The sequence below is a fragment of the Micromonospora sp. DT4 genome (assembly GCF_049841675.1).
Taxonomy (GTDB): domain Bacteria; phylum Actinomycetota; class Actinomycetes; order Mycobacteriales; family Micromonosporaceae; genus Micromonospora.
Window position 1 is genome coordinate 1 of sequence record NZ_JBNCKT010000142.1, and the last position, 11,455, is coordinate 11,455.

The following is an 11,455-nucleotide window of genomic DNA, read 5'->3' on the forward strand; positions in this document are numbered from 1 at the left end:
GTGAAAGCCTTGTTCGGCAAGCCAGAAGTCCGCTACGCAGCCGGCTAACCACGGCACCTTTGGGTTACTGGTCAATAGAAGGAGTAGACGTACCCCTGCGCGGGCACCGCGATCAGCCGGGGCGCGTCGCGCTGCTCGACGAGCGGGCCTGGTGGGGACGGTCCGGCGCCGGCCCCGACGGGCGCCTCGTCCTGCAGGGCGGCCACCAGCCGATCCCACGTACGCGCCCACCACCGCCACCCTCGGACACTCACGTCCCGGGTGATCCGCAGCGCACGGATGCCCCGCTGCCGCCACAGATCCGCAGGTCTCGGTCTCTGCTCGGGAGCGTCCGTCATGGCACCCCCTCACGGTCACGGGTCCACGCGCCCGCAGCTCGGCGTCCAGCCCACGCTAACAACCGGTGACCGAAATGCCCGTCGCCGCGCCGATGTGCCACACAATGTCGGTCGCCCGCGGTTCACCAGGCATTGTGGAGCAGTTGGGCCTGTGGGGGCTGTCGCCGTCGGCCGGCGACGGCCAGACTGAGCGCGACCCGAAACTGACGCGGGTCAATGGATCGGATGGTCTGGAGGCAGCCTGTGTCCACCCACGTGTCCCCGCTGGCCACGCTCGGCGCGATCCGCCGGCGTACCACCACCCTCGCCCTGCTCCTCACCATGGTCGCGGCCGCGCTCGTCGGCCCGTCCGTGGTGGCCCCACGGCTGACGGACTCCGCCTCGGCGGCGGTCTACAGCTCCTGCACCGTCAGCCGCTGCACGGACGCCCGCACCGCACGCTCCGGCTGGTCCGCCAAGGGCTTCCCGACCAGCCGCGGCTGGTATTCGTGGAGCGGCGGGCTGTCCAACTTCGCCGGTGGCCGGTTCTACAACTACGAGGGCCAACTGCCCACGAACGCCACCTACTATGAGTACGACGTGTACCCGCGCGCCCAGGGCGCCGCCCGCGACGCGTACCGGATCGTGGTGAACCGCAGCACCGGCGCCACCTGGTTCTCGCCCAACCACTACACCGACTTCTACCGGCTCTGACCGACCCGGTGCTCAGCCGGTCCAGGGGGCACGAGAATGGTCGACGACGACGATGACCAGTCCGGCGCGGTGGCGCTGGCCGGGGCGGCGGCCCGCACCCGGCCCGCGCTCTTCGCCGCGTTGACTGAGGCGCTGGCGCTGCCTGCGTACCTGGGCGGCACCTGGGACGCCCTCGCCGACGTGCTCCGGGACCGGCTGGACGCCGGCCCGCTCACCCTGCTGGTCACCGATGCCGCTCAGCTCCTCGCCGACGAGCCGTCCGATCAGCAGGCCCTGCTGATGGCCGTGCTCGACGACCTCGCCACCACCGCCCCACACCCCCTGCACGTGGTCCTGTGCGACGCCCCGCCGTCCTGACCACGCCCGCGCGTGCCCCCGGCGCGCCGACCACTCTCACTGTCGGTGACGGCGCCCGGGAGAAGGGCGTCGGTGAGCGGTATACCTCAGAGGGATGAATATGACTCTGAGGTATACCGCTCCTGGTCGACACCGCCGCCCCCGGCCCGGGGGCGACCGACCGGGGCTGCGTGACGCCGTGCAGTTGGAGCCGTTGCGGGAGAGCACCACCCGCGCCGCCGGCCGTCCGGATCAGTGTGTCGCGGGCGGGATGCTCTGCTCGTACTGGAAGACGTTGTGCGGGTCGTACTTCGCCTTGATCGTGCGCAGTCGCGGGAAGTTGCGCCCCCAGTAGGCCTCCTCCCACTCCGCCATGCCGATGTTCGGCACATTGACGTAGGCGCCGTCCACATAGGGCCGCAGCGCCTGGCTGAACTCGGCGATCCAGGTCTGGGCGATCGGGGTGACGGCGTCGCCGCTGTCGGGCTCGCCGCGAGTGCCCCAACCAGCGCCGGGCTCGGAGTAGAAGAGCGCGTCGCGGTGCGGGAACGCCGAGCCACCGAAGGGCTCCTGTCGTTGGGCACCACGGCCGAAGGCCTGGGTGAAGAAGTTGCTGTCCGGCGACGGGGCTTCTTCCATGAATTCACGGACGATGCTGATCGCCCTCGGCGGGAAGGGCTCCCTGGTGAACTGGGAGAAGAACTTCCACTTCGCCGGCTCTTCGTCGTTCGGGATCTGGAATCCGGAGTACGTCTCGCTCCAGCCGCCGATCTGCACGCTGACCTCGGGGTCGCCGATGGAGAGCAGCGGTTCCAGCAGCCTTCTCGCCTCCTCCTCCGACCCCTCGACGAGCACCGCGAACAGCAGGATCTCGGTCGGGTGGACCTCGACCTGACTGCCGAGGCGGGGGTCGGTGAACGGCGCGGTGCGCTGCCAGGTGTCGAAGACGTCGTGCAGGTCGTCGAGGCCCGGCCAGGTCGCCTGCAAATAGGCCACGCTCTTCAGCGGTGCCACCTGGTAGGTCAGGGAGGTGACGATCCCGAAGTTGCCGTTTCCGGCGCCGCGCAGCGCCCAGAGCAGGTCCGCGTGGTTCCACGGGTCCACCTGGAGCACCTTGGCCCCGTTGGCCCCCGCCGCGACGACGATCTCCGCCCCGATCAGGTTGTCGCAGGCCATGCCGAGGTAGCGGGTGAGGAACCCGAAGCCGCCACCGAGGGTAGCGCCGGACAGGCCGACGGTTCCCTCTGTCCCGGTCGTCGCCGCGAGGTCGTACTCCCCGAGCGCGGTGACCGCTTCCGACTGGTTGAGCCCCGCGCCGAGCTTCGCCGTGCGCGTGGCGGCGTCGATGTGGACGTCCTTCAGCTCGCTGACGTCGATCACGATGCCGTTGTCGACGTTCGACCAGCCTTCCAGGCTGTGCCGGCCGCTGCGCACCCGCAGCGCCACGTCGTGCTGCCGAGCCCAGGTGAGGGCGTTGACGACGTCCTGGGTCTCCTGAGCGAAGACGATGACCAGCGGGTAGCGCACGAACAGTTCGTCCCAGCCGATGCTCGCCTGCGCGTAGTCGGGGCTCTGGGGGCGGACGATCCGGCCGGTCAACGTCGCGGGCGGGTACGTGTCGCCCACGGGCGGGCCGTCCGCCGCCACCGCCGAACTGCCGGCCATCATTCCGGGCAGGGCGATCGCTCCGGCGCCGACGGCCGTCGCCCTGAGCAGATCGCGACGAGAAAGGTCGCGCATGGTCCGAATCCTCTCGATGGGGGTCACGTCAGAAATCCGAACGAGGAGGACTTTTGCCTCCCAACTGACGCAAAACCACCGTAATTCCGCAGGCTGCGGTAGGGATCCGAGAACTTGTCATGGAACCCGGTCGGGTGACGCGACGGCGTGGTCAGTTGGCGTGCGCGGGCTGGTCCAGGATGGCGCTGAACCGCTCCTCGGCAAGGTCGAGCTGGCCGAAGATGTGCCGCTTGACCCCCGCCGACAACGGTGTGTCCGGCCGGCCGATCAGGTCCCGGAAGAGCGGCACCAGCGGCCGATACTTCCGGGCCGACGAGACGACCTTCGGCCCGACCGTGTGGATCACCCCTACACCGTTGTCGGTGAAGTCCGACACCTTGATCACCCGGGCCCAGGGCTCGCGGTCCAGGCTGACCGCCAGGTGCTCCCGGTACTGCGTGTTGCGGTCCCGCTCGGGGTCGTACGCCGGGTTGGTGACGGCGGCGACGAGCGTCGCGACACGCGCCCCGAACCGCGCGGCGAGCGCGGCCAGCGCGGCCCCGGTGGGGTCGGTGCCGGCAGCACCGCCGGCCAGCTCGACCGGATGGTCCTCGACCGCGTCGTGCAGCAGGCCGGCGACGATCACGTCCACGTCGCGCACCTGGTAGTGGTGCATCAGCCGGATCGCCACCCGCAGCAGGTGGTTGAGGTACGGCTCACGAACGCGCCGGTCGTCGCGGTGCAGCTCGGCGGCCAGGTCGAGCGCGGCCGTCAACCGCCCGCGGGCGGCGTCGTCGAACTGTTGGATCTCCAACCGGAAGCGCTCCAGCAGGCCCGGTTCGCCGTGGATCTCGGTGATCGCGTGCATCGGCATGCTGCCCAGGTGCGGCGGGAAGTCCATGCGTCACTTATAGCCGATCTTCACCACATCGATGAGCCCTTACGTCGTCGACCCGACCGCGAACTCAGGCGGGTCGAGCCGTCAGATCGACAGTCGGTCGGCCCCGGCCAGCGGGTTCACCACGAGGGGGACCAGCGGCGCCGGCAGCACGGGATCACGACGCAGGGTGGGCGTCCAGCCCGCGTCGCCGGCCAGGTCGGGATCGCTGATGTGTCCGATGGGGCCGCGTCGGGTCCGGGCGGTGTTCGCGCTCCGGTTGCCGCCACCCCCTATCCCGCCAGTTCGGCGCGGTACGCGGCAGCCGCCCACGGCACCCCCAGCTCGCTGGGCAGCGCGCCGCGTTCGGCCGCGGCGCGCAGGACGTCGGCCACGCCCCGCAGGTGGCGGACCCGGTCGCCGCCCGCACCGACGACGGTCACCAGGTCGCCGTCGAGCAGCCGGGGCTCGGGGGCGGCCCGCAGCGCGTCCAGCAGGGCGGTGAACGGCGCGGTACGGGCCAGTGGCGCGATCAGCGGCACCCCGGCCGGGTCGATCCGGTGGGCGAGCAGGTTCTCCAACAGGCCCCGTCGACCGGGGACGCGGCGGGTCACCGCGTCGCCGGGCAGGCGCAACCGGTCGGTCGGGTACTCCAGCGACGCCTGCCCGCTCGTGCCGGTCACCACCACCTCGCCCGCCACGAACTCCGCGGAGGCCAGCGTTACCGCCGCCAGCACCTGTGGGCCGGCGCGGAACCGGACGCGCAGCACCGCCGTGTCCTCCACCTCGATCGGCGGGACGCGATAGCGCTCCACCTCGATCGCGACCGGCCACGGTGGCGCCCCGCCCAGCGCCTCGGCGACCGCCAGGCACTGCATCACCGCGTGGGCGAGCGGGTTGACCAGTGCGCCGGCCATCACCACCCGGCTCACCGGGCACCGGCCAGGGTCGCCTCGACGCCGTGTCGGCCGAGCGCGGTGAGCCAGGCGATCACCTGGGCGCGTACCTCGTCGTCGTCGGCGACCTCGGCCGGGATGACCTCGGGCAGCGCGAAGACGGCGGCCACCGCGCCGGCCGGGCTCTGCGCGCCGGCGTCCAGGGCGGCCCGGATCGGCCCCGCGAGGGGGTCCTGCAACGGCAGCGGGCGGCCGTCGTCGGCGTACCCCAGCGCGAAGCGCAACCAGGACGCCACGACCAGCGCGCCCCAGCGCGCGGACCGCCCGGCCGCCCGCAGGTCGGCGATGGTATGCAGGATGCGCTGCGGCAGCTTCTGCGAGCCGTCCACCGCGACCTGGAGGGTGCGGTGCCGGATCGCCGGGTTGGCGAACCGGGCCAGGACCTGCTCGCCGTAGTCGACAACGCGCACCCCGTCCGGCGGCGTGAAGCTGGCCGCGACGTCCTCGGCGATCAGCCGGCGCAGCACGTCGGTCAGGTGCGGGATCTCCAGGGCGTCGGCGATGGTCTCCCTGCCGGCCAGGGCACCGAGGTACGCCACGGCCGAGTGCACGCCGTTGAGGGCGCGCAGCTTCAACCGCTCCCACGGGCCGGCGTCGTCGGTCAGCACCGCCCCGGCGTGTTCCCAACCGGGCCGCCCGCCGGGGAAGTCGTCCTCGATCACCCACTGGGCGTACGGCTCGGCGGCCACCGCGGCCAGGTCGGTCACGCCGAGCGCCCGGCGGGCCGCGTCGATCGTCTCCGGGGTGCTGGCCGGCACGATCCGGTCCACCATGGTGCCCGGACAGGTCACGTTGGCGGCCACCCAGTCGACCAACCCGGTCGGCGTGCCGGCGGCCCGCGCGACGGCCTGGTCGACCAGTCCGCGCAGTCGCCGGCCGTTGGCCGGCAGGTTGTCGCAGCTCACGAGGGCGAGCGGCCCGGCGTCGGCGGCGGCGCGGGCGGCCAGTCCGCGCAGCAGCAGGCCCGGCACGGTCGTCGGTGTCCGATGACCGGCGAGGTCCGCGGCGAGCGCGGCGTCCGGGGACAGCCGGCCGGTCAGCGGGTCGAGTTGGTACGCCTTCTCGGTGACGGTGAGCGTCACGACGCGGACCGCCGGGTCGGCGAGCAACGCCACCACGGCGTCCGGGTCGCTCGGAGCGTGCCGTACGCCGCTGAGCGCGCCCACCACCCGGGTCGCGGCGCCGGCCGCCGAGAGGGCGCTCACGCTGAACAGGTTGTCCTGGGCGGCGAGCGCCTCGACCAGGGCGGTGCTGCGCGGGGCGACGGCCACGATGCCCCAGTCGCCGCCGGCCGCCCCGACCGCCGCCTCGGTGTAGACCGCCTGGTGCGCGCGGTGGAACGCGCCCAACCCCAGGTGTACGACGCCCGTCGGCACGGTGCCCGGCCGGACGAGGGGACGCGACTCGACGGGCAGGTGGCGCAGCACCCCCAGGCCGAGGCGGGACGCGCCGACGGTCACCGCCATGCCGGACCGTCCGGGAAGCGGAACTCCGCGATCGACGACGGTTTCATGGTGGCGCTGTAACCGGGCCGGTCGGGCAGCAGATAGCGGCCACCGCGGGTGCGCACCGGGTCGACGAAGTGTTCGTGCAGGTGGTCGACGTACTCGATCATCCGACCGTCCAGGCTGGCGCCCACCCGCAGGTAGTCGAAGATCGCCAGGTGCTGGACGTACTCGCAGAGGCCGACGCCACCCGCGTGCGGGCAGACCGGCACCCCGAACTTCGCCGCCAGCAGCAGCTCGGCCAGGACCTCGTCGACGCCGCCGACCCGGCACGCGTCGACCTGCATCACGCCGATCGCCTCGGCCTGCAACAACTGCTTGAAGATCACCCGGTTCGCGGCGACCTCTCCGGTGGCCACCCGGCAGCGGCCGCCGGTCAGCTCGGCGACGGCGCGCGCGATCCGGGCGTGACCCAGGATGTCGTCGGCGTGCGTCGGCTCCTCGATCCAGTACGGGTCCGCCTCCGCCAGGGTGGCCATCGCGGTGATCGCCTCGTCGACGTCCCAGACCTGGTTGGCGTCCATCATCAGCAGCGCGTCCGGGCCGATCTCGGAGCGAATGATCCGGGCCCGGCGCAGGTCGTCGGCGAGCGGACCGCCTACCTTCATCTTCATCGCCCGCCACCCGTGGTCGTACGCCTGCCGGGTCAGCGCCCGCACCTTCTCGTCGGGGTAGCCGAGCCACCCGACCGAGGTGGTGTACGAGGGGAAGCCGTCCCGCTCCAGCGTCGCCAACCGGTCAGCCAGGCCGTCGCGTCCCTTGTCGAGGACCGCCGCCGCCTCGTCCGGCGTGAGCGCGTCGCTGATGTGCCGGAAGTCGACGCTGGCGACCAGGTCGTCGGTGGGCAGCTCGGACAGGAACCGCCACATCGGCTTGCCGGCGATCCGGGCCCGCAGGTCCCACACGGCGTTGACGAGCGCGCCGGTCGCCATGTGGATGACACCCTTCTCCGGGCCCAGCCAGCGCAACTGCACGTCGGCGCTGAGCGAGCGCCAGAACGCCACCGGCGCGGCGGCGATCTCCTCGACCGTACGACCCTCGACGTGGTGGGCCAGCGCCCGCACCGCCGCGCAGGTGATCTCGTTACCCCGCCCGTTGGTGAAGGTGAACCCCGCGCCGACCGGTCCGGCGTCGGTGCCCAGCTCGACGTACGTCGCCGAGTAGTCGCCCCGGTTGATCGCGTCGGACCCGTCGCCCCGGGCGGCGGTCGGGAACCGTACGTCGTGCACCTCGACGGAGGTGATGGTGGTGGTCACTGGTCAGCGCCTCCGAAGTTGAAGACCCGCTTGGGCAGCCGGTATGCCAGGTCGACGATCGTCTCGGCGGCCTCGTCCAGGGGTAGCCGGTGCTCGGCGACCAGCCGGGCCAGGAAACCGGCGTCGACCCGGCGGGCCACGTCGTGGCGTACCGGGATGGAGCAGAACGCCCGGGTGTCGTCGACGAACCCGGTGGTGTTGTAGAAACCGGCGCTCTCGGTGACCGTCTCCCGGAATCGCCGCAGCGCCTCGGGGGAGTCCAGGAACCACCAGGGCGCCCCGAGCAGCAGCGCGGCGTACCCGCCTGCCAGGGGCGCCAGCTCGCGGGTGAAGGTGTCCTCGTCGAGGGTGTAGAGCACCACCGTCAGCCGGGGGTCGTTGCCGTAGCGGGTCAGCAGCGGGGCGAGCGCGTGCACGTACTCGGTGGCCTGCGGCACGTCGCCGCCGACGTCGCGGCCGTGCCGGTCGTACAGCCAGCGGTTGTGGTTGCGCACCGCGCCGGGGTGCAGTTGCAGGACCAGGCCGTCGTCGAGGGACATGCGGGCGAACTCCATGAGCATGTGCGCCCGGAACGCCTCGGCGTCGGCGGCGTCCGTCTCGCCGCGCAGCCCCCGGTCGTAGAGCCGCGCGGCCTCCGCCGGCGTCAGGTCCAGGGTGCGCGCGGTGGGATGCCCGTGGTCCGACGAGGTCGCCCCGGCCGCGATGAACGCCGCCCGGCGGGCCCGCAGCGCGGCCAGATAACCGGTGTACGTGCCGGTGTCCTCGCCGGCCAGCGCGCCGAGGCGCGCCACGTTGGTCGACCAGCCGTCGAACTCCATGTCCACCACGTCGTCCGGGCGGAACGTGGTGACCACCCGACCGCCCGGACCACCCCAGCCGTCGGCGGCGAGCTTGGCGTGCGCCGCGAGGTCGTCCAGCGGCGACTCGGTGGTGGCGAGGACCTCGATGCCGAAGCGCTCGAACAGCGCCCGGGGCCGGAACTCCGGCTCGGCGAGCCTCGCCGCGATCTCGTCGTAGACGGCGTCGGCGGTGTCGGGGCGCAGCGGGGTGTGCACCCCGAAGACGGTGCGGAAGGTCTGCTCCAGCCAGAGCCGCGACGGGGTGCCCCGGAACAGGTGCCAGTGCGCGGCGAAGCGCCGCCAGATCACCCGCGGTTCGGTCTCGACCGGGCCGCCGTCGCGGGTGGGCACCCCCAGGTCCGCCGGGGGTACGCCCTGACTGAGCAGCATCCTCGTCAGGTAGTGGTCGGGCACGATGAGCAGCCGCGCCGGGTCGGGGAAGGGCCGGTCCTCGGCGAGCAGGGCCGGGTCGACGTGCCCGTGCGGCGAGATGATCGGCTGCCGCGCCGCCAGGGCGTACAGCTCCCGGGCCAGCGCGCGCTGGCCCGGCTCGGCCGGCAGGAGCAGGTCGGTGTGGTCGGACGTCGGCACGGGGCTCCTCGTCTCCTGGTCAGTGGGGGGGCAGGTCGGCGACGCGGACGGGTCGCCCGGTCTCGAAGGACTGGTTGGCGGCCAGGCCGGTGAGCAGGGCCAACGCGCCGTCGTCGGCCGTCGCGGCGCGGCCCAGCGGATCGGGCTGGCCGCCGAGGAGCATTGCGGTCATCCGGGCGTCCGCGCCGCCGTGCCCCTGGCGGGTACGACCCTCGACGGGGATCCGCCGGGGCGGTTCCCAGAACGGGCGCACGGTGAGTGTCGCGCCGCCGCCCTCGGCCGGCGGCTCGACGCCGTGCAGGGCCGCGCCCTTGACCGCGCCGGCCGTACCCCGGTCGACGTGGTCGTTCTCGGTCACCTCCACCTCCAGCCGTCCGCGGCTGCCGTTGACCATCACGCGGTAGCCCTCCCAGGGGGCGTACGCGGTGAGGTGGTAGGTCATGGTCGCGCCGGTGGAGTAGCGAGCCAGCACCGCCATGTCGTCCTCGATGCTCACGCCGGGGGCGAAGAGGTTGCGGTCGCGCTGGTAGCCGTCCTCGGCCTCGGCGTCGAGGTACAGCTCGCGCAGCCGGGGGTGGGCGTCCAGCCGCAGCGCGAACGGGTCGTCGACGGCGGCGGGGGAGCCGTACGCCCAATCGTAGTCGCGGGCGTAGCCGTGCCGGCGACCGTCCTCGCCGTAGAAGAAGAGCCGGCCGGCCGCGTACACCTCGACCGGGGTGGCGCCCAGCCACCAGTTGACCAGGTCGAAGCTCGCCCAGCCAGCGGTTGTGCGCGTCCATCCGGGCCTGGTTGACGTCGGCGAACGCGACCAGCTCGGTGGTGTCGGCGTGATCGAGCACCGGGGCCCGGACGAACATCTCCGCCCGCGCCCCGGTGCCCACGACGGCGTACCGGACTCGTCCGCCGGATCTCGGTGACATGCGATCGCCTTCCGGGTGATCCCTGCAAAGGTTTGCAGTGAAGTAACCACGATCGATCTCACGACGTCAACGACGGCGACGGAACCGGTGGCAAATATGGGTTTTTGTGGGGTTGAAGGTCACCAATTGGCGCGTCGACGCCACAGAGCTGCAAACATTCACCGTTGACAGTGGAGCAACCGTTTGCATTAATTGGCGGCACCCGCGTGACCGCCGCCGCATTCGGACGAAGGGGCCGCCGTGCCAGTCACCATTCGTGACGTCGCCCGCGCCTCCGGGGTGCACATCTCCACCGTGTCCCGCACCTTCTCGGCCCCGCACCTGGTCAATCCCGAGACCCGGGTCCGGGTGCTGGCCTGCGCGGAGGACCTGGGCTACCGACCGAACCGCGCCGCCCGCGCCCTCATCACCGGTCGTACGTACAACATCGGGCTGATCATCGCCGACATCGCGAACCCGTTCTTCCCGCCGCTGATCAAGGCGGCGGAGAGCCAGGCGCGCCACCGCGACTACCACGTCTTCGTGGCCGACAGCAACGAGGATCCGACCGCCGAGGAGGAACTGGTCCACGCGCTGGCCAAGCAGGTCGACGGGGTGCTGCTGTGCAGCCCCCGGATGAGCAACAGCCTGATCGAGCAGCTCAGCCGCGACGTGCCGCTGGTCGTGGTGAACCGTCAGGTGACCGGTCTGCCCTGCGTGCTGATGGACGTCGGGCACGGGGCCCGGTCGGCCGTCGAGCACCTGATCGGTCTCGGTCACCGCCGCATCGCCCTGCTCGGCGGGCCGCGCAGCTCGTGGACCAACCGGGAGATGCGCCGCGCCGCCGCCACGGCCGTCCGGTCGGGGGGCGGGGAGCTGACCGTGCTCGGGCCCAACGCGCCCACCGAGACCGGCGGCTCCGCCGTGGCCGAGCAGGTGCGACGAAGCGGCGTGACGGCCGTGCTCGCCTACAACGACCTGATGGCGATCGGCCTGATCGAAGGGCTGGACGCGGTCGGGGTCCGGGTGCCGCAGGAGGTGAGCGTCGTCGGGGTCGACGACATCGCCCTCAGTCGACTCACCCGACCCAAACTGACGACGGTGGCCACACCCACCGGGGCCGCCGGCCGGACGGCCGTCGACATGCTGCTGCAACAGGACATCGAGTCACCGCGCGGCGCGCGAGGGCCCACTGCCGGCACGGCGGTCGGCGTCCGTCGTACCACCGCACAGGTAATGCTCCAGACCGACCTGGTCATCCGCGACTCGACCGGTCCGGGCCCGCACGCCCGACCGGTACGTCCCCTGGCCGCGCCCCATGGGACGTACCGCACGATCAGGGCGTACAGGTCGTTTCTAGGTTGGGGGTGTGGTTATTGACCCGTAAGGCAAATAGTTGATGGTCAGGAGGCGGCGTAGCGGACTTCGGGCTTGCGGAACAAGGAT

11 protein-coding genes are annotated in these 11,455 nt (G+C 72.2%); 3 read left to right on the forward strand and 8 right to left on the reverse strand.

Features of this window, described 5'->3' with window-relative positions; translation table 11 throughout:
* Positions 1–71: 71 nt before the first annotated feature.
* Entirely contained in the window at positions 72–338 is a 267-nt protein-coding gene (locus tag ACLQ24_RS26195; protein WP_425894364.1) for a hypothetical protein, read from the reverse strand.
* Between the two features lie 321 nt (positions 339–659).
* On the opposite strand from ACLQ24_RS26195, the gene ACLQ24_RS26200 reads away from it, so the two are divergent.
* Together ACLQ24_RS26200 and ACLQ24_RS26205 are read left to right on the forward strand one after the other, a co-directional pair.
* A complete protein-coding gene (locus ACLQ24_RS26200; RefSeq protein WP_425894375.1) occupies positions 660–1,031 on the forward strand; it encodes a ribonuclease domain-containing protein in 372 nt (123 codons plus the stop codon).
* Between the two features lie 36 nt (positions 1,032–1,067).
* Complete coding sequence (locus ACLQ24_RS26205; RefSeq protein ID WP_425894365.1) at positions 1,068–1,388, forward strand: barstar family protein; 321 nt, start codon at positions 1,068–1,070, stop codon at positions 1,386–1,388.
* Positions 1,389–1,619: 231 nt separating this feature from the next.
* Here ACLQ24_RS26205 and ACLQ24_RS26210 read toward each other — a convergent pair whose 3' ends face one another.
* From ACLQ24_RS26210 to ACLQ24_RS26240, 7 genes are all read right to left on the reverse strand, one after another.
* Entirely contained in the window at positions 1,620–3,107 is a 1,488-nt protein-coding gene (locus ACLQ24_RS26210) for an FAD-binding protein (protein WP_425894366.1), read from the reverse strand.
* Positions 3,108–3,258: 151 nt separating this feature from the next.
* Positions 3,259–3,987 (reverse strand): HD domain-containing protein, encoded by a 729-nt coding sequence (locus ACLQ24_RS26215; RefSeq protein ID WP_425894367.1) that lies wholly within the window; start codon positions 3,985–3,987, stop codon positions 3,259–3,261.
* Positions 3,988–4,256: 269 nt separating this feature from the next.
* Positions 4,257–4,895, reverse strand: a complete 639-nt coding sequence (locus ACLQ24_RS26220) for a hypothetical protein (RefSeq protein ID WP_425894368.1) — start codon at positions 4,893–4,895, stop codon at positions 4,257–4,259.
* Positions 4,892–6,385 (reverse strand): mannitol dehydrogenase family protein, encoded by a 1,494-nt coding sequence (locus ACLQ24_RS26225; RefSeq protein WP_425894369.1) that lies wholly within the window; start codon positions 6,383–6,385, stop codon positions 4,892–4,894. The genes ACLQ24_RS26220 and ACLQ24_RS26225 overlap by 4 nt, the downstream gene beginning before the upstream one ends.
* Entirely contained in the window at positions 6,376–7,680 is a 1,305-nt protein-coding gene (locus tag ACLQ24_RS26230; protein WP_425894370.1) for an enolase C-terminal domain-like protein, read from the reverse strand. Before ACLQ24_RS26230 ends, ACLQ24_RS26225 begins: the two co-directional genes overlap by 10 nt.
* Complete coding sequence (gene uxaC, locus ACLQ24_RS26235; RefSeq protein ID WP_425894371.1) at positions 7,677–9,110, reverse strand: glucuronate isomerase; 1,434 nt, start codon at positions 9,108–9,110, stop codon at positions 7,677–7,679. The genes ACLQ24_RS26230 and uxaC overlap by 4 nt, the downstream gene beginning before the upstream one ends.
* Positions 9,111–9,129: 19 nt before the next feature.
* The gene (locus ACLQ24_RS26240; protein WP_425894372.1) at positions 9,130–9,816 is read right to left on the reverse strand and encodes a Gfo/Idh/MocA family oxidoreductase; all 687 of its coding nucleotides are present in this window, start codon (positions 9,814–9,816) and stop codon (positions 9,130–9,132) included.
* A 454-nt stretch (positions 9,817–10,270) separates the two neighbouring features.
* Between ACLQ24_RS26240 and ACLQ24_RS26245 the strand changes: the two genes are divergently transcribed.
* On the forward strand, positions 10,271–11,389 hold the full coding sequence (locus tag ACLQ24_RS26245; protein WP_425894373.1) for a LacI family DNA-binding transcriptional regulator: 1,119 nt from the start codon (positions 10,271–10,273) through the stop codon (positions 11,387–11,389).
* Positions 11,390–11,455: the final 66 nt, after the last annotated feature.

Coding starts and splice junctions, on each gene's coding strand:
- ACLQ24_RS26225 (WP_425894369.1), bottom strand. CDS start 6,385: ATGGCGGTGACCGTCGGCGCGTCCCGCCTCGGCCTGGGGGTGCTGCGC.
- ACLQ24_RS26195 (WP_425894364.1), bottom strand. CDS start 338: ATGACGGACGCTCCCGAGCAGAGACCGAGACCTGCGGATCTGTGGCGG.
- ACLQ24_RS26210 (WP_425894366.1), bottom strand. CDS start 3,107: ATGCGCGACCTTTCTCGTCGCGATCTGCTCAGGGCGACGGCCGTCGGC.
- ACLQ24_RS26200 (WP_425894375.1), top strand. CDS start 660: ATGGTCGCGGCCGCGCTCGTCGGCCCGTCCGTGGTGGCCCCACGGCTG.
- ACLQ24_RS26205 (WP_425894365.1), top strand. CDS start 1,068: ATGGTCGACGACGACGATGACCAGTCCGGCGCGGTGGCGCTGGCCGGG.
- ACLQ24_RS26215 (WP_425894367.1), bottom strand. CDS start 3,987: ATGGACTTCCCGCCGCACCTGGGCAGCATGCCGATGCACGCGATCACC.